Source organism: Geobacillus vulcani PSS1, from assembly GCF_000733845.1.
Lineage (GTDB): Bacteria > Bacillota > Bacilli > Bacillales > Anoxybacillaceae > Geobacillus > Geobacillus vulcani.
In genome coordinates this window covers 342,920-360,973 of record NZ_JPOI01000001.1, presented here as the reverse complement: position 1 = coordinate 360,973, position 18,054 = coordinate 342,920, and the positions used below count along the sequence as shown (strand labels likewise).

General features: G+C 51.9%; 18 protein-coding genes. 16 read left to right on the top strand and 2 right to left on the bottom strand.

Going from position 1 to position 18,054, the window contains the following annotated elements:
- Positions 1 to 7 precede the first annotated feature (7 nt).
- The 4 genes from hemH to N685_RS0101995 all read left to right on the top strand — a co-directional run bounded on the left by hemH (position 8) and on the right by N685_RS0101995 (position 5,741).
- A complete protein-coding gene (hemH, locus tag N685_RS0102010; RefSeq protein WP_031405420.1) occupies positions 8 to 958 on the top strand; it encodes a ferrochelatase in 951 nt (316 codons plus the stop codon).
- Positions 951 to 2,390, top strand: a complete 1,440-nt coding sequence (gene hemY, locus N685_RS0102005) for a protoporphyrinogen oxidase (RefSeq protein WP_031405418.1) — start codon at positions 951 to 953, stop codon at positions 2,388 to 2,390. The genes hemH and hemY overlap by 8 nt, the downstream gene beginning before the upstream one ends.
- A gap of 319 nt (positions 2,391 to 2,709) precedes the next feature.
- Entirely contained in the window at positions 2,710 to 3,282 is a 573-nt protein-coding gene (locus N685_RS0102000) for a TetR/AcrR family transcriptional regulator (RefSeq protein WP_031405416.1), read from the top strand.
- A 71-nt stretch (positions 3,283 to 3,353) separates the two neighbouring features.
- On the top strand, positions 3,354 to 5,741 hold the full coding sequence (locus N685_RS0101995; protein ID WP_031405414.1) for a YhgE/Pip family protein: 2,388 nt from the start codon (positions 3,354 to 3,356) through the stop codon (positions 5,739 to 5,741).
- A gap of 293 nt (positions 5,742 to 6,034) precedes the next feature.
- Here N685_RS0101995 and yhfH read toward each other — a convergent pair whose 3' ends face one another.
- Positions 6,035 to 6,172: a protein YhfH gene (gene yhfH, locus N685_RS18740; protein WP_071880150.1), complete on the bottom strand. Its 138-nt coding sequence runs from the start codon at positions 6,170 to 6,172 to the stop codon at positions 6,035 to 6,037.
- Between the two features lie 151 nt (positions 6,173 to 6,323).
- Here yhfH and N685_RS0101985 point away from each other — a divergent pair, with 151 nt between their 5' ends.
- The 5 genes from N685_RS0101985 (at position 6,324) to N685_RS0101965 (ending at position 11,791) form a co-directional block, all read left to right on the top strand.
- A complete protein-coding gene (locus N685_RS0101985) occupies positions 6,324 to 7,058 on the top strand; it encodes an MBL fold metallo-hydrolase (protein WP_031405412.1) in 735 nt (244 codons plus the stop codon).
- A gap of 138 nt (positions 7,059 to 7,196) precedes the next feature.
- Positions 7,197 to 8,741: a fatty acid--CoA ligase family protein gene (locus tag N685_RS0101980; protein ID WP_031405410.1), complete on the top strand. Its 1,545-nt coding sequence runs from the start codon at positions 7,197 to 7,199 to the stop codon at positions 8,739 to 8,741.
- 127 nt (positions 8,742 to 8,868) lie between these two features.
- Positions 8,869 to 9,876 (top strand): ABC transporter substrate-binding protein, encoded by a 1,008-nt coding sequence (locus N685_RS0101975; protein WP_031405409.1) that lies wholly within the window; start codon positions 8,869 to 8,871, stop codon positions 9,874 to 9,876.
- Between the two features lie 159 nt (positions 9,877 to 10,035).
- The gene (locus N685_RS0101970; RefSeq protein ID WP_031405406.1) at positions 10,036 to 11,028 is read left to right on the top strand and encodes an ABC transporter permease; all 993 of its coding nucleotides are present in this window, start codon (positions 10,036 to 10,038) and stop codon (positions 11,026 to 11,028) included.
- Complete coding sequence (locus tag N685_RS0101965) at positions 10,994 to 11,791, top strand: ABC transporter ATP-binding protein (RefSeq protein WP_031405404.1); 798 nt, start codon at positions 10,994 to 10,996, stop codon at positions 11,789 to 11,791. The genes N685_RS0101970 and N685_RS0101965 overlap by 35 nt, the downstream gene beginning before the upstream one ends.
- 147 nt (positions 11,792 to 11,938) lie before the next feature.
- On the opposite strand, the gene dat is transcribed toward N685_RS0101965, so the two are convergent.
- Positions 11,939 to 12,790, bottom strand: coding sequence for a D-amino-acid transaminase (dat, locus tag N685_RS0101960; RefSeq protein WP_031405402.1), 852 nt, complete (start codon positions 12,788 to 12,790; stop codon positions 11,939 to 11,941).
- A gap of 262 nt (positions 12,791 to 13,052) precedes the next feature.
- On the opposite strand from dat, the gene N685_RS0101955 reads away from it, so the two are divergent.
- The 7 genes from N685_RS0101955 to lepB all read left to right on the top strand — a co-directional run bounded on the left by N685_RS0101955 (position 13,053) and on the right by lepB (position 17,876).
- Positions 13,053 to 13,769, top strand: coding sequence for an AzlC family ABC transporter permease (locus N685_RS0101955; RefSeq protein ID WP_031405400.1), 717 nt, complete (start codon positions 13,053 to 13,055; stop codon positions 13,767 to 13,769).
- Entirely contained in the window at positions 13,762 to 14,067 is a 306-nt protein-coding gene (locus N685_RS0101950; RefSeq protein ID WP_031405398.1) for an AzlD domain-containing protein, read from the top strand. The genes N685_RS0101955 and N685_RS0101950 overlap by 8 nt, the downstream gene beginning before the upstream one ends.
- A 292-nt stretch (positions 14,068 to 14,359) precedes the next feature.
- Positions 14,360 to 15,646 carry an isocitrate lyase gene (gene aceA / locus N685_RS0101945; RefSeq protein ID WP_031405396.1) on the top strand — a complete coding sequence of 429 codons (1,287 nt, stop codon included), beginning with the start codon at positions 14,360 to 14,362 and terminating at the stop codon, positions 15,644 to 15,646.
- A gap of 104 nt (positions 15,647 to 15,750) precedes the next feature.
- The gene (locus N685_RS0101940) at positions 15,751 to 15,945 is read left to right on the top strand and encodes a hypothetical protein (RefSeq protein WP_031405394.1); all 195 of its coding nucleotides are present in this window, start codon (positions 15,751 to 15,753) and stop codon (positions 15,943 to 15,945) included.
- 120 nt (positions 15,946 to 16,065) lie between these two features.
- Positions 16,066 to 16,599, top strand: a complete 534-nt coding sequence (locus tag N685_RS0101935) for a competence protein ComK (protein WP_031405391.1) — start codon at positions 16,066 to 16,068, stop codon at positions 16,597 to 16,599.
- Positions 16,600 to 16,701: 102 nt separating this feature from the next.
- Positions 16,702 to 17,325, top strand: coding sequence for a TVP38/TMEM64 family protein (locus N685_RS0101930; protein ID WP_031405389.1), 624 nt, complete (start codon positions 16,702 to 16,704; stop codon positions 17,323 to 17,325).
- Positions 17,322 to 17,876, top strand: coding sequence for a signal peptidase I (gene lepB, locus N685_RS0101925; protein WP_031405388.1), 555 nt, complete (start codon positions 17,322 to 17,324; stop codon positions 17,874 to 17,876). The genes N685_RS0101930 and lepB overlap by 4 nt, the downstream gene beginning before the upstream one ends.
- Positions 17,877 to 18,054: the final 178 nt, after the last annotated feature.

Below are 18,054 nucleotides of genomic sequence, written 5' to 3'. Positions count from 1 at the left end.
TGGCACAATGGTGAAAAAAACGGTGGGATTGCTCGTGATGGCATACGGAACGCCGTACCGGGAAGATGATATTGAACGGTATTATACACACATTCGCCATGGGCGCAAGCCGCCGCAAGAACAAATCGAGGATTTAAAAGCGCGCTACCGGGCGATCGGTGGATTGTCGCCGCTTGCGAAAATTACGGAAGAGCAGGCGAAAAGGCTCGAGGAGCGGCTAAACGAAATGCAGGACGAAGTGGAGTTTCGTGCGTATTTAGGGTTGAAACATATTGAGCCGTTCATTGAAGAGGCGGTTGAGCGCATGCATGATGACGGCATCCATGAAGCCGTCGGGATCGTCCTAGCCCCTCATTATTCCACATTCAGCATTCGCTCGTACAATGAGCGGGCGAAAGCGGCAGCGGAAAAGCTCGGTGGGCCGGTCATTTACACGATTGATCAATGGTATGATGAGCCGAAGTTTTTGCAATATTGGGGGGAACAAGTGCGAGCGACTTTTGCCGCCATGCCGGAACATGAGCGGGAGCGAGCGGTTCTGATCGTATCCGCACATAGTTTGCCGGAAAAAATTATTCAAGCCGGTGACCCGTACCCAACACAGCTCGAAGATACAGCGAAACGAATCGCTGAGCAAGCCGGCGTCGCTCACTATGCCGTCGGCTGGCAAAGCGCCGGTCAGACGCCGGAGCCATGGCTTGGGCCGGATGTACAAGACTTGACGCGCCAGCTTCATCAAGAGCGCGGCTATACGTCGTTCGTTTATGCACCCGTCGGTTTTGTCGCCGATCATTTGGAAGTGCTGTACGATAACGACATTGAATGCAAGCAAGTGACCGAAGAGATCGGCGCCCGTTATTACCGACTGGAGATGCCCAACACGAATCCATTATTTATTGATGCATTGGCGTCGGTTGTGTTAAAGCGGTGGGCGGAAGAAGGCGATCGACATGAATGAAGGGCAACGGACGGTCGTCATCATCGGCGGCGGCATGACTGGCTTGACGGCCGCTTACTACTTGCAAAAAGCGGTTCGAGAGCAACGCCTCCCACTTACATGCAAACTTGTTGAGGCGACGCACCGGCTCGGTGGAAAAGTGCAGACGGTCGTCCGCGACGGCTTTGTCATTGAACGCGGCCCCGACTCGTTTTTGGCGCGGAAAACGAGCGCATTTCGCCTTGTGAAGGAAGTCGGCCTTGAACATGCGATTGTTCATAACGCGATCGGAACATCGTACATTTTGGTCAACGGCAAACTCTATCCAATTCCAGGTGGAGCGGTGATGGGCATTCCGACGCGCCTCGCCCCGTTTTTAACGACCGGACTGTTTTCCCCGATCGGAAAGCTGCGGGCGGCGCTTGACTTCGTGCTGCCGCCGGTGAAAGTCGATGGTGATATGCCTCTCGGCCGCTTCTTCCGCCGCCGTCTCGGTGATGAAGTGGTGGACAATCTCATCGAGCCGCTTCTTTCCGGCATTTATGCTGGCGACATCGATGAGATGAGTTTAATGGCGACATTCCCGCAGTTTTTTCAGCTCGAGCAGAAATACGGAAGCCTTGTCCGTGGAGCGAGACGAACGATGCCGAAAGAGCAAAAAGAGCGAAAAGGGGCATTCCAGACGTTAAAAACGGGCTTGCAGTCGCTCGTTGATGAAATGGAAAGACGACTGGAGCCGGGCAGCGTCATCAAAGGAGTGCGCGTTGAGCGCATCGTCCGCGTGAATTCGATGTATCGACTGCGGCTAAGCACAGGGGAAACGTGGGAAGCGGACAGCGTCATCGTCACAACACCGCACCATATTGTCCCAGATCTGTTTGCCGATTATCCGTTTTTTGCCCCGTTCCGTTCAGTGCCGTTGACGTCGGTGGCGACGGTGGCGCTCGCATTCCCGGCAGAGGCGATCCGCCAGGACATGGACGGCACCGGGTTTGTCGTTTCGCGCCGCAGCGATTACACGATGACGGCGTGCACATGGACGCATAAAAAATGGCCGCACACCGCGCCGCCTGGGAAGGCGCTCTTGCGCGGCTACGTCGGGCGCCCGGGCGATGAGGAGATTGTCGACCAACCTGATGATGAGATCGTCCGCATCGTATTGGATGATTTAAATAAAGTGATGAACATTGCCGGCCCCCCCGAGTTCGCTGTCATCTCGCGCTGGAAGCGAGCGATGCCGCAATACACGGTCGGGCACCGCGAGCGGCTGGCGCACATTAAGCGGCAGATGGCTTCTGAGCTGCCTGGAGTGTTTCTAGCTGGCAGCTCGTACGAAGGGCTTGGCTTGCCGGATTGCATTGACCAAGGCGAAAAAGCGGTGCGTGACGTGCTTCTGTATTTGCAGCAAGCACCAGTGCAACAGACGTCCGATCTGTACAGCAGCGTCCGTTAATCGACGGTTTTTCAACGCCCTGGTCCGTTTGCCGCTCACATTTGGACGTCGGTGCGGCCGCCCGCCGTTTGAAGTGAAAAGCAGCGGATGGCTTGTTTGTCTCTTTTGGTTCGTGGAAGTGGTTTCCGCCGCAAAAGGGATGTGAAAAGAATGAGGGAGAGGCTTGAACGGCGCTTCTACCCATTTGCTTGGAAAGGACGGGGGTCAGGAAAAAATTCCCTCCCCTAATGCGACGGCCCTTTACATCTATGTTGTTTGATAGTATAATGAATACGGATTGACCAAATTGTTCATTTAGTCAGTTTGAAGGATGAGGAGTATGGCAAGTGACCGCAAACGGCAAATCATTGAAGCGGCGGCCCAATCGTTTGCTGAGTTTGGCTACAAGGCGACGACGATGGAACAGATCGCCAAGCTCGCCAATGTCGGCAAAGGGACGATCTACACGTTTTTTAAAAGCAAAGAGGAACTGCTCGATGAAATCGTCTCTGGACTGATTGCGGAAATCAAGGCCGAGGCAGAGATGGCGATGGATTCATCGCTGCCGTTTTCCGAAAACGTCCATCGCGCTTTGTACCGCATTTTAGAAGTCCGTCAACGCCATCAGCTGACGGCGAAGTTGCTTCAAGAAGTGCGCAATATCGGTACGGCGGCGGTGCAAGACGTGCTTGCTAAACTGGATCGGGCGATGGTCGAGTTCATTCGGCAAAAAATTGATGCGGCGGTGGAAAAAGGGGAGATTCGTCCGTGCAATTCGGAAATTATGGCGTTTTTGATGCTCAAGACGTACATCGCCTTGATCGTCGATTGGGAAAAAGATCATGAACCGTTGACAAAAGAACAAATTGCGGAATTGTTTACGCTTTATTTTTTGCAAGGGTTGTCGAGGTAGATGATCCTCTTTTTTGTTGGAAATTGACCATATGGACAATTTGGTCATATGTTCAAAGGAGGGAGCGCCATATGCTGCGAAAAGAGTTGCGGGCCATCGTGCTCCGGCCGAAAGTGTTGATCCCGATCCTTGCTGTTCTGCTCATTCCTCTTCTGTACAGCGGGTCATTTTTATGGGCGTTTTGGGATCCGTACGGTCATTTGGACCGCCTGCCGGTCGCTGTCGTCAATGAAGACCAAGGAGCTAAGCTTGACGGCGAACCGATGCATCTTGGCGATGATGTCGTCAAGCGGCTGAAGGAAAAACATTCATTTGCATGGCATTTCGTCGGCCGAAAACAAGCTCTTCAAGGTTTGAAAAATGGAGAGTATTACATGGCCATCATCATTCCCAGCGATTTTTCCGCCAATGCGACGACGGTGCAACATGAAGCGCCGAAGCCGCTTCGCCTCATGTATATTCCAAACGAAGGGGCAAACTATCTCGTCGGAAAAATTGGCGATTCGGCTATTGCTGCTATTAAAGAAGAGATTGCCAAACATGTAACAAAAGCGTATGCGGAAGCCTTATTGTCGAAAATGAAAGAGGCTGGGAAGGGATTGCAGGAAGCGAGTGATGGAGCAACACGGCTGCACGATGGAATTGCATCGGCGGAAACAGGGAGTAAAAAATTAAAAAATGGAGTGAGTGCGGCCAATCAAGGAAGCGCCCGCCTTGAGGCGGGAGCCAATCAGGTAAAAGACGGTTCTGCCCAACTAGCCAAATATGTAACAGAACTCTCCGAGCAGTCCATTGTGTTTGAAAATGGCTTAAAATCAGCTGCTGATGGAGCCGGGCGAGTTCAAGACGGCATAACAACATTGCGGGATGGCCTAGGAAAACTTGCCGACGGAGGCCGACGTTTGACCGACGGGCAACAACAGGCGCAGGCTGGCGCAGAACGCCTCGCTGCAGGACTTCATGAGTCGTTAAATGGCATGAAAACATTGCAATCGCGCCTTCCACAGTTAAGGGAGGGAGCAAGCCAACTTCGAGACGGGGCCAAACAATTGTCTCAAGGAATGGAAGTTTGGCAGCAAAAAGCAGGAGAAGCGGCAACGGGGGCAACGAAGGTGAGCGAAGGTCTGCAGAGATATGATGCTGCCTTGCAGGCTCTTGAAGAAAAATCAAATGATCCGATGCAAAAAGCGGTGCTGAAGTCATTAGAAGAACAGTTGCAACCCATTTTGGAAGGAAGCCAAACGGTGGCGGCCGGCATCGGAAAGTTATCCGAATCTGCCGGACAGCTGCGAGACGGTGCGTCTCAGCTCGCCAATGGGGCATCAGTCCTCGCGAGTGGTCAACAAGCTGTTCAGACGGCGTTCGATAAGCTTACCGATGGGCAACAACAGCTCGCGGCAGGAGCTGATCAACTGATACATGCTCAACAACGTTTAGCGGATGGAACAAGCCAATTAACCAGCCAGCTTGATCGCGCTTACCAAGGGGCTCAGACTCTTGCTCAAGGAAGTGGGCAATTGTCAGAGGGGATGAATAAGCTGGCAAAAGGCTCTGAACGGCTCGTCTCTGGGACTCATCAATTGGCGGGAGGGGCAAGCAAGCTGACCGATGGCGCCGAACAATTATCAACAGGCGCGTCATCCCTTCACCAAGGATTGGGCCGTCTCCTTGACGGAAGCCAGTCATTATCATCGGGGTTGGCGAAACTCGAGAAAGGGTCAGGCGAGCTCTCACATCGTTTGGATCAAGGCGCCAAAGACGCGGCAAATGTTCACGCAAATGAACATGTCTATCAGATGATTGCCGACCCTGTGAAAAAAGAAAAAGAGCCGCTTCATCACGTGCCCAATTATGGAACCGGATTTGCTCCGTATTTCTTATCCCTTGGATTATTTGTCGGCGCCTTGCTGCTGACGATCGTCTTTCCGCTGCGCGAGCCGGCTGAACGTCCGTCGTCGGGCGCTGCCTGGTTTTTCGGCAAATGGGGCGTGCTCGTTTTGGCTGCAGCGGCGCAAACGCTCTTGGCCGACGCATGGCTGTTGTATGGGCTTGATTTGCATGTAGAAAGCGTCGGACGTTTTCTGCTGTTCACTTGGATCATCAGCATGACGTTTATGATGATCGTTCAATTCCTTGTCACCGTGTTTGACAACCCGGGGCGATTTCTTGCCATTTTGCTATTGATTGCCCAGCTAATTGGAAGCGCCGGCACGTACCCGATCGAGCTCGTTCCGAGTGCATTGCAGTCAATCCATCCGTGGTTGCCGATGACACATGCCATCCGTGGGCTGCGAGCGGTCATTTCAAGCGGAGATTTCTCGGTCATGTGGAAGGAAGCGGCGATCTTAATAGTTACAGCGGCAGCTTTTGCTTTTGCGACTCTCTTGTATTTCCGCCTGTTGTATCGCCGCCGTTATACAGCATCGGCCCAAATGGAACAGACCGCACAAGCGCAATAAAGTTTGAAGAAGGTGTTCCTAAAACGATGGGACACCTTTTTATTTGGAAAGACGTATTAAGGAACAACGCGAAGCGTTTCGTTTAAAAGAAATTCTCACTGCATCGGATGAGAGGAGAAGCATCTGGACTGTTTGGCTTGGATTAGGTTTAAAAAAGAAAGGACAGCCATAAGACGGGGCAAAAAAAATGCCTCCTTGTTGGAGACAGCTAAGAAAAAAGGCAGGTTGCATTGGGAACAGCCTTCACGCCAGCGGGGCAGCTGACGTCGTGACGCAAGAGATGCCCCGCTTACCTATTGGCGGTAAGCGGTGCCAAGGCAGTCAGAGCATGTGTTGCCGTAGCATTCATGTTGCTCATCGATCTCTTTGCCGCAGTGCGTGCATTTTTTAGGCGGTAAGTTTCTGAAAAATTCTAACACTTTGATCAACATTCCAATCCCCTCCGTTGTCTTGGTAAGTTTATTGTATTATAACACAAAGAAAAATGTCAATATGTGTTTTAAAACAAAAATCAACAAAGATGAAAAAATGGGTGTGGTCGTGTATGATGAAGACAAAACGAATGGAAGGAGAGAACGGAACATGAAATTGACGGTCATCGGCTATTGGGGAGGATTCCCTGCGGCGAATGAAGCGACTTCTGCCTATTTGTTAGAGCATGACGGGTTTCGTCTGCTCGTTGACTGTGGGAGCGGAGCACTAGCCAAGCTGCAAAATTACACGGCTGTTGAAAATTTGGATGCCGTCATCATTTCCCATTACCATTACGATCATATCGCTGATATCGGCCCGCTCCAATACGCGCGTCTCATTCAAAAAAATTTAGGAGCCGACTTGCCGGTTTTGCCGATTTACGGCCATGCGGAAGACGAGACGGCGTTTGCCCGCTTGACGCATAGCGGCATCACCGAGGGGATCGCCTATGATCCGGACAAAGAGCTGGCTGTCGGGCCGTTTTCGCTCACCTTTATGAAAACGGTCCATCCCGTGCCATGCTACGCCATGCGCATTACTGCCGGCGGCAAGACGGTTGTGTATACGGCCGATTCAAGCTATATACCGGAGTTTCTTCCGTTTGCTAAAGGAGCCGACTTGCTCATTTGCGAGTGCAACTTTTACGCCGGACAAAACGCAGCGCCGGCCGGGCATATGACGAGCGAGGAGGCGGCGGCCATTGCGGTGGGAGCACGTGTCGGAGAATTATGGTTGACGCATTTGCCGCACGTTGGCCGGCACGAGCAGCTGGTTGAGGAGGCTGGCCGGACGTTCCGCGGCGTCATCCGCCTCGCCCGCACCGGATTGACGTGGGCGCAATAGAGCAGCATTCAGGAAAGGAACAGCAAAGGAAACGCTTTCTCTTGTCCTTTGCTGTTCTTTTTTTTATAATGGATATAGTTCGAATTTTTTTACTTATAAAATGAATGGTCATTCATTCATTTTGGGGGAGGAGCACATATGAACGTCACGACGCGATTGGCGCAAATCGCCACACAGTTGCCGGAGAAGGAAGCGTATGTCTTCATGAAGGAGCGGTGCACGTACGAACAATTGAACGAAGCGGCTTCCCGTTTTGCCGACGGGCTGGCGCAACTTGGCATTCGCCGGGGCGACCATGTCGCCTTGCTGCTTGGCAACTCGCCGCAGTTCGTCATCGGTTTGTACGGGGCGCTGCGGCTTGGGGCGACCGTCATTCCCATCAATCCCATTTACACGCCTGAAGAAATTTTTTATATTTTGCATAACGGCGATGTCAAAGCGGTGATCGGCCTCGACCTGCTCGCCCCGTTGTTTGCGAAGACGAAGAAGCGGCTTCCGCTGCTTGAGCACGTGATCGTTTGTGAAACACCGGAAGGGAAGGAAAAAGCCATTTCCCTGTCGGAAGGAATGAAATCGTTTGCAGAAGTGTTAGCGGACGGCAGCCCGGATTTTACCGGCCCTGAACTGGATGATGATGATGTTGCCGTCATTTTGTACACATCGGGGACGACCGGCAAGCCAAAAGGAGCGATGCTCACTCATAAAAACATATACAGCAATGCCCAAGATACGGCCGATTATTTAGGCATCAATGAAAATGACCGCGTCATCGCTGCGTTGCCGATGTTTCATGTGTTTTGCTTGACTGTGGCGCTCAACGCCCCGCTAATGAACGGCGGAACGGTGCTCATTATGCCAAAGTTCAGCCCAGCAAAGTTGTTTCAGCTAGCCCGAGAGGAAAAGGCGACGATTTTTGCCGGCGTGCCGACGATGTACAATTTCCTTTATCAGTATGAAGGTGGAAGCGCGGACGATTTGCGGACGCTTCGCCTTTGCATCTCAGGAGGCGCTTCAATGCCGGTCGCTTTGCTTGAAAACTTTGAGAAAAAGTTCAACGTCATCATTTCAGAAGGATATGGGCTTTCGGAGGCGTCCCCTGTCACCTGTTTCAATCCTCTTGATCGGCCGCGCAAGCCTGGTTCGATCGGAACGAACATTAAAAATGTTGAAAATAAGGTCGTCAACGAGTACGGCGAGGAAGTGCCCGTCGGCGAAGTCGGAGAGCTCGTTGTCCGCGGGCCAAACGTTATGAAAGGGTATTACAAAATGCCGGAAGAAACGGCGGCTGCCTTGCGCGACGGCTGGCTGCACACCGGTGATTTGGCGCGCATGGACGAGGACGGCTATTTCTATATCGTCGACCGAAAGAAAGAGATGATTATCGTCGGCGGCTACAACGTGTATCCGCGCGAAGTCGAAGAAGTGCTGTACAGCCATCCAGATGTCGTGGAAGCCGCCGTGATCGGCGTGCCGGACCCGGACTACGGCGAAGCGGTGCGGGCGTATGTTGTCTCGAAAAATCCAGAGTTGACGGAAGCAGAGCTGATCGCTTACTGCCGTGGGCGATTGGCGAAATATAAAGTGCCGAGCGCGATTGACTTTTTGGACGAACTGCCGAAAAACGCCACAGGAAAAATTTTGCGGAGAGCGTTAAAAGAACGGTTCGCTTCTTCGTATGCTTGATAGTGCTGAATTTTCAGCACTTTTTTCTTTTTTTGAATAGTATATTGAAAATAAGAAGAGAAATTTATATAATTTAATGCATAAAAGTTTAAAAGGACTAAATTTCACTACATAGGGGGATGGGATCGTGGGTCAATCGATTCGGCGGTTCGCCGCAGTGTGTGCGGCCAGCTTTTTGCTGCTTAGCGGTTGCAGCGGCGCGAAAGAGACGGGAAGCAGCCAAGGAAGCAATGGGAAGAGTGAGAAAGAAAAGACGTACAAAATCGGCGTGACGCAAATTGTTGAGCATCCATCGCTCGATGCGGCGCGCAAAGGATTCCAGCAAGCGTTAAAAGACAAAGGGCTGTCCGTTGAGTATGACGTGCAAATCGCCCAAGGCGACCAAAGCAACAACCAAACGATCGCCAACAATTTTGTTTCAGATGGCGTCGACTTGATTTTTGCCAATTCAACGCCAAGCGCGCAGGCGGCGCTCAATGCGACAAAAGACATTCCGATCGTGTTCACGTCGGTGACCGACCCAGTCGGCGCGCAGCTTGTCCAATCGATGGAAAAGCCGGGCGGCAATGTGACGGGAACGACCGATACGCATCCGGAGGCCATTCCGAAAACGGTGCAGTTTATTGACAAATATATCAAAGGCAACCGCGTCGGCATGGTCTACAACGCCGGCGAACAAAACTCCGTCGCTCAAATCGAGCAGGTGAAAAAGGCGATGCAAGGAACAGATTTGCAAATTGTCCCGGTGTCCGTGTCGACGTCGGCAGAAGTGAAACAGGCGACCGAATCGCTCGTCGGCAAAGTCGATTGCCTGTACATCATCACCGACAACACCGTCGTCTCGGCGCTTGAGTCCGTCATTCAAGTGGCGAATGAGCACGACATTCCGCTTTTTGTCGGCGAACTCGATTCCGTCAAGCGAGGCGGTTTTGCGGCGTACGGGTTTGACTACTATGACATCGGCTACGAAGCTGGGGAAATGGCGGCGCAAATTTTGCAAGACGGCAAAAAGCCAGCCGATTTGCCAGTGCAATATCCACAAAAATTGAAGCTTGTCATCAACAAAAAGGCCGCCAAAGAAATGGGCATCGAGCTCAATCCCGAATGGGATTCCCTAGCGGAATACATTGAATAAACAGGGTTGATCGAGAAGATCGTTTTTCTCAAGGATGATGCGATGTATTGTTTTGCGAATATGTCTTGCGCACATATAACGATGATCTAAAAGGGTGTTCCGTTGCTTTGGGACACCCCTCTCGTCTTCAAAAGGTGGGTGAAGTTCGTGTGGACAGCCATGTTTAGCGCTGTTGAAGCAGGATTGATTTACGCGGTCATGGCGCTCGGCGTCTATTTATCGTTTCGCATTTTAGATTTTCCCGATTTGACTGTTGACGGCAGCTTTGTCACTGGCGCGTCCGTCGCCGCTGTGCTCATTGTCAATGGGGCCAACCCGTTTGCCGCCTCAGCCGCGGCGCTGTTGGCCGGATTTGCCGCTGGGGTGTTGACTGGGCTTTTGCATACGAAAGGGAAAATCAATCCACTGTTATCCGGCATTTTAATGATGATCGCTTTGTATTCGATCAATTTGCGCATTATGGGCAAATCAAACGTGCCGCTCTTGCAGCAGGAAACGGTCATCACCAAAATCACTGCCATCTGGAAGCAAGCTGGGTTGGATGCGGCGCTCAATCAGCTCATTTCCTTCACTGGCTTTGCGCCGCGGACATGGGCGGTGCTTGTATCCATGACGGTCGTGGCGCTGGCGGTCAAATGGCTGGTGGATTGGCTGTTGAAAACGGAGGTGGGGATCGCTTTGCGGGCGACCGGAGACAACAAGCCGATGGTGGCGAGCTTTTCCGCCAACACCGATTGGTTGATCGTGTTCGGCCTTGGACTGTCGAACGCACTCGTGGCGCTTTCCGGAGCGCTCGTCGCCCAGTATGGCGGATTCAGCGACGTCGGGATGGGAATCGGGATGATCGTCATTGGGCTCGCTTCCGTCATCATCGGCGAGGCGCTGTTTGGGGCCCGTTCGGTCACACGCGCAACATGGGCGGTCATCGGCGGCGCCATCGTCTATCGCCTCATTTTGGCGCTTGCGTTGCGCGTCGAGTTTTTGGAGACGGGCGATGTGAAATTGATTACCGCGCTCATTGTGATGATGGCGCTCATCGTGCCCAATCTGTTGGCGGCGCAAAAAGAACGGCAGCGGAGAAAGCGGAGGACCAAGGAGCTTGAGAGGGGGGAGACCGTTGCTGGAGTTGAAACGAATTACAAAAGTGTTTAACGAAGGAACGGCTGACGAGAAAATCGCCTTGCGCGGCATTGATCTGACGTTGGCTCCCGGCGATTTCGTCACCGTCATCGGCAGCAACGGCGCGGGAAAGTCGACGCTGATGAACATCATTTCCGGACGATTGTCCCCAGATGTCGGCGAAGTGTGGATCAACGGCCGCAATGTCACGGCGCTCAAGGAACACGCGCGCGCCCGATACATCGGCCGCGTCTTTCAAGACCCGATGGCCGGCACGGCTCCGCATATGACGATTGAGGAAAATTTGGCGCTCGCCTACAATCGGACGAAGCGGCGCACACTGCGCTTCGGTGTTACAAAGCAAAAGCGCGAATGGTTTCGGGAAACGCTAAGCACGCTCCATTTAGGATTGGAGGACCGGCTCACAGCCAAAGTCGGCCTTCTTTCCGGCGGGGAGCGGCAGGCGCTTTCCTTGTTGATGGCGACGTTTACAAAACCGGATGTGCTGTTGCTCGATGAACATACCGCCGCCCTTGATCCGGCGCGGGCGGAGCTTGTGACCGAGCTGACGAAGCAAATTGTGGAGGAGCACCGCCTGACGACGCTCATGGTCACACATAACATGGAGCAGGCGATTCGCCTTGGCAATCGGTTGATCATGATGGATGGCGGGCAAATCATTTTTGCTGCAGAAGGAAAGGAGAAAGAGGAGCTGACGGTCGAGCGGTTGCTTGAGGCATTCCAACGCATCCGCGGCAGCCAATTCGCGAGCGATCGCGCCGTGCTCAGCTCGTAAACGAGGCGAGGGGCTGACCCAAACGGTTGTCTATCTTCAAGACAGACACAACATACAGTGTGAAACAAGAAGCCGATGCGTATATACAGTGATGAAAGAGGGTGTCCCGATCCTTTTGGGACTCCCTCTGTTTGTTGGAAAAACTGATCAAGTCGTTTTCGTTGCTTGCCGATAGGCGGCTTGCAACGCCTTTGTCACCGTTCCTGAAATTCCGTTCCCGATTACCGTTTCGTCGACTTGGATGATCGGGGTGATGGCTGACGTCGTGCTCGTTAAAAACAGTTCGTCCGCCTTGGCAAGGTCGGTGGTGGAAAACGCCTCTTCGACAAATGGGATGCCGAGCTCAGCGCAAAACTGCTTCACTTTCGTGCGGACAATGCCGTTTAAAATTCGCTCAGTGGCTGGATGGGTGTACACTGTTTCATTTTTGACAAGGAAAATGTTTGATGAGCTGCCTTCGGTCACGATGCCGTCGCGATGGAAAATCGCTTCAAATGCCCCGCGCTCAACCGCTTCTTGTTTGGCCAATACGTTGGGCAATAAGTTCAAGCTTTTAATGTAACAGTATTCCCAGCGGACATCTTTCGTCAAAATCGCGCGCACCCCATGTGTCATTTCCTCGGTTTTCCGCGCCATCGGCTGGATGTAGGCGTACAAATTCGGCCGGTTTTCGGCTGGGAACGCATGATGGCGTGGGAAACTGCCGCGCGTCACCTGCAAATACAAAATCGCATCTTCCTGCACATCGTTGAGGCGGCGAAGCTCCTCAAGCTGTTCGATGAGCTCTTCGCAGCCAAACGGAACGGATAGGCGAATGGCGGCCGCTGAACGGTACAGCCGATCAAGATGCTCGCGAAGCCAAACGTATATCCCGTTATATAAACGGACGACTTCGTAGACGCCATCGCCGAATTGCAAGCCGCGCTCTTCCATCGGGTACGTTACTTGTTCATAACGGAGAATGCCGCGATCGGTCAATACATACCGTTTCACTGACATGGACGTGCACTCCTTTTTTGCAAAAATCCCGCATCGGTAAGCCGTGATTTTCATGTCCGAGTGGAGGGCAACACGTTTCCCATGAATCTTTTCTGTTGCCATCAATCATGAATCAGTTTGATTATATCATAGATTCGTCTCTTTCGGCGTTGATCTCGTGTTTGGCGTGAGCGGAAACAATGGATGGACGTTCGGGTTGCGAAATGAGACGAATTTTTAGACAATAAAGTTATCAATCTAGTCAAATGGAGGGGATGAATGGATGGAAACGACATGGGCAGCCGGCAAAATGGCGCCGTTTCGCCAAGGGGTGCAAGCAGGAGTAGCGATCGCCATCGGCTATATGCCGATCGCGCTGGCGTTTGGGCTGCTCGCCAAAACAACCGGACTGACGTTCGCCGAGACCGTGCTCATGAGCATCGTCGTCTTCGCTGGCGCCTCGCAATATATCGCGTTAAGTCTGCTTGCCGCTGGCACCGGGGTGTTTGAAATCGTGCTGACGACATTCATCTTAAACATTCGTCATTTTTTAATGTCGGCGTCCCTTAATGAAAAGGCTGAGCCGGACGCGCTTTGGAAAAAAGCGTTGTACGCCTTTGGCATTACCGATGAGACGTTTTCGGTGGCGGCGATGAAAGAAGGAACGATCGACGCCTCGTATATGTTCGGGCTCATTGCCATGGCGTATGGCAGTTGGATCGTCAACTCGGGCATCGGTTATGCCGCTGGGTCCGGTTTGCCGGAAAGTTTGCAAGAAAGCATGTCCATTGCCTTGTATGCCATGTTTATCGGCCTGCTTGTTCCAGCGTTGAAAAAACAGCGGAAAATCGTCTGGCTGGCGGGGCTGTCGGCTTTATTCAATTCGATCGGCACGTTTGCTCTTCACTTGTCGAAAGGCTGGTCGATCGTGTTGGCTACCTTGTTGTCGTCGGTCATCGTTCAATGGCTGACGAAGGAAGGGGGAAACGGCGGTGAATAGCACGATCGTATGGATGATCATCGGCATGGGAATCGTGACGTATTTGCCGCGCTTGTTGCCGTTTGTGTTGCTCGGCCGCGTCGGTCTGCCGCCGTTTTGGCAAGGAGTGCTGAAAAACGTGCCGTATGCGGTGCTTGGGGCGCTCATTATTCCGGATGTATTTTTCATCCAAGAGGATTTGTTGTTCGGCGTTGTCGGCTTTGCGGCGGCCGTCATCACGGCCTGGTTGGGGGCCAACGTCATGATCGTCGTGCTCGCGGCGGTTGCGGCGCTCAGCCTGTATTCTTTCTTTGCATGAACCTGAGGCTGATCCAAAACGCGAGTGCGTTTTGGGTTAGCCCCCTTTTCCTTTTGCGACAGGTATGCAAACCTGCTGCTTGGTTATGACAATTCCTCCATAATCGCCTCGTATACCTCATCGACATGAAATCGAGATGAGGAAAAAATCGCGGTATTGATGAACAATATAAGACCATTTTCCTAATTGAAAAAAGTTTCAAAAAAATGCTTGCACTTTTGTTTCTCTGTTATATAATAAAATCGTAAATAAAATAATGTAATATAACAATAGAGAGATGGGGGAAGGAAAAATGGCGTCATTTGCTGAACGTGTCCGACAATTAGAAGAAACCTGGAAAAACGAGGAGCGCTGGAAAGGAATCGTCCGTCCGTACAGCGCGGAGGATGTCATTAAACTGCGCGGCTCGCTTGACATCGAGTATACGCTCGCTCGACGTGGGGCGGAAAAATTATGGAAGCTGCTTCATACAGAAGATTACGTCGCGGCTCTTGGCGCGCTGACTGGAAATCAGGCGGTGCAACAAGTGAAAGCAGGCTTGAAGGCGATTTATCTAAGCGGTTGGCAAGTGGCGGCCGACGCCAACCTCGCCGGACAGATGTATCCGGACCAAAGCCTGTATCCGTCCAACAGTGTCCCGCATGTCGTCAAGCGAATCAATCAAGCGTTGCAGCGCGCGGATCAAATTCAATACTTAGAAGGAAGCGGGGACGTGGACTACTTTGTACCAATCGTGGCCGATGCCGAGGCGGGATTCGGCGGCCAACTGAACGTTTTTGAGCTCATGAAGGCGATGATTGAGGCCGGAGCAGCCGGCGTCCATTTTGAAGACCAGCTGTCGTCGGAGAAAAAATGCGGCCATTTAGGCGGCAAAGTGCTTTTGCCGACGCAAACGGCGATTCGCAACTTGATCGCGGCGCGGTTGGCCGCCGATGTCATGGGGGTTCCGACGGTGCTCATCGCACGAACTGACGCGAACGCTGCTGATTTGATCACAAGCGACATCGATCCGCGCGATCAAGCGTTTATCACTGGGGAACGGACTCCAGAAGGGTTTTATCGCACAAGAGCTGGTTTAGATCAAGCGATCGCCCGCGGGCTTGCCTATGCGCCATATGCCGACCTCATTTGGTGCGAGACGAGCGAGCCGAATTTGGATGAGGCGCGCCGATTTGCCGAAGCCATCCATGAGAAATTCCCCGGCAAGCTGCTGGCGTACAACTGCTCGCCGTCGTTCAACTGGAAGAAAAAATTGGACGACGAAACGATCGCCAAATTCCAGCAAGAGCTCGGCAAAATGGGATACAAATTCCAATTCGTGACATTGGCCGGTTTCCATGCGCTCAACTACAGCATGTTCGAACTGGCGCGCGGCTACAAAGAGCGCGGCATGGCGGCGTACGCCGAGCTGCAGCAAGCGGAGTTTGCCGCCGAGAAGTATGGCTATACGGCGACGCGCCATCAGCGCGAAGTCGGCACGGGCTATTTCGACGAAGTCGCCCAAGTGATCTCTGGCGGCCAATCGTCAACCGTCGCTTTGAAAGGATCGACCGAAGAGGAACAGTTTACGACAGCGTAATGCAAACCGATCGCAAACGAAGACGAAAGCCCGGCTTGACCGGGCTTTTTTTGTGTATAAAAGGAAAAAGATGGAGCATCCTATAGGCGTAGGGAGGCGATGGGATGGAAAAAAACAAAAGCAACCTGCCGGAGCTGATGCCCGCCGAGTTTCGTGTCAGCACGGATCTTCATTTTGAGCAATGGTCGATGAATGAAGAGACGTATGCTGGCGACTCGGTCGGCGAGCATACCGCGTTGGAACAAGCGAATGAATATTTAGCATCCAAAGAAATCGGCCAAACGTTCGAAAACTCCTAGAACGCCCATGACGATTGTCATGGGTTTTTTCATTAGATTTTTTGCAAAATATAGAAAAATATAACTGCTGATGGTATGATAGGAGTAGTGAGCGAGTTGATTAAGAGAGGAGATGAACGGATGAAAGTCAATGAATTCATTGTATTGGAGCAATTCATCGTAAGCCGTTATACGATGGCGATTCTCCCCTACTTTTTAAACAGCGATGTGTATGCGAAAGTCATTGAAGAGGACGGCGAATATATCATCAAACAAACGCCGATTGACATTATTAAACATAGTTGTGATTATTACGGAAGCAGCTTTCAAGGAAGAAAAGAAGGAACAAAAGCTGTCATTGGCATTACTCATAAAGCGCCGATCGCCATTGAACCAGCCAATGAAATTTACGTATTTCCAACCGCCTCTCCGCGTGACTCCCGCTGCGTTTGGCTCTCGCACATGCACGTCTATCGGTATGAGCCTGCCAAATATGAGCGGACCATCGTTTATTTCCGCAACGGAAAAAGCATATCCCTCGATGTTTCCTGCAAATCGTTCATCAACCAGCTATACCGAACGGCTCAACTTCGGACAAAATTATCCGAGCGGATGGAAGCGAGGGAGCGCAAACTCCAATACATATTTCGCATGCAGCAAGAAAAACAGAGCTAGCTGAACAAATTGATAAAAATGGATTTTCCTAAAGATGAGTTCAAATTAGGCGCCTGGACGTGTAAAATAAAGATATAAACGGCATTTGAATGGGGAATAGACATGGATATGGAAACAATCAGACAATGGTTCACGCTCGACAGCATCCTTTCCCTGCTCGAACAATACCGCTCTTTCGGCGTGCTTCCCGGCATCGCAGCGACGCTGCTTGAGTCGTTTTTTCCCATTTTGCCCATGTTCGTCTTCGTGATGGCGAACGCAGCGGCGTTCGGACTATGGAAAGGGTTTCTGATCTCTTGGCTAGGCGCTTCACTTGGCTCGCTCATTGTGTTTTGGCTGACGCGGAAAGTGGGGCAGAAGCGTTTTTTTCACTTTGTCCGTCGCCACCCGAAAGTGCGGCAATTTATGCATTGGATTGAGCGACACGGATTTGGTCCGCTGTTTTTGTTGTATTGCTTTCCGTTCACCCCATCGGCGCTCGTCAATATTGTTGCTGGGCTGTCGCGCATCAGCCGCCAGCAGTTTGTATTGGCGGTGCTGCTAGGAAAGATGATCATGGTGTTTACCATCAGTTTTATCGGCTATGACTTAGAGGCGCTCATCCGTCAGCCGTTGCGCACGGCGATGATCGCCGTAGTCGTTCTGTTGCTTTGGTATGCCGGAAAACGGGTGGAAGCGCGATTTTCATTGACGGAAAAACAAGGCGGCGAGGAGGGCGGGGAGTGACAAAGCAAAAGGAAAAAGAAAAACGAGGCCGCCGATGGCTTTGGTTTGTTGCTGCTTGCATTGTCGCCGCGCTCCGGTTGTTCGTGTTCAGCAATTACGTGGTGGAAGGAAAATCGATGATGCCGACGCTAGAGAGCGGCAATTTGTTGATCGTCAATAAACTTTCCTACGACATAGGGCCTATTCGCCGGTTTGACATTGTCGTTTTTCACGCCAACAAAAAGGAAGATTACGTTAAGCGAGTCATCGGTCTGCCTGGCGATCGGATCGAGTACAAAAACGACGTCTTGTATGTCAACGGAAAAAGAGTTGACGAACCGTATTTGCGCCCGTATAAGCAAAAGTTGCTTGATGGCAGGCTGACCGGGGATTTTACGCTTGAGGAGGTGACTGGGAAAACACGGGTGCCTCCCGGCTGCATTTTCGTTCTTGGCGATAACCGGCTTAGCAGCTGGGACAGCCGCCATTTTGGGTTTGTCAAAATCAACCAAATTGTCGGCAAGGTGGACTTTCGCTACTGGCCGTTTAAACAGTTCGCCTTTCAGTTTTAACCTCTGTCCGAAAGAAGTCTTCCGCTTCTATAACGAAGTGAAGCTTCGCAGACCAATAAATGGGATCCTTCGAAGCGAGGTTGTTCAGCCGTCCGACAGTCGCTGACATGTCGGCTCGCTCCACAAAAAGAAATAAACGTTAACGTTTCAGATTGCCTCCATATAACCCACAGCCGGA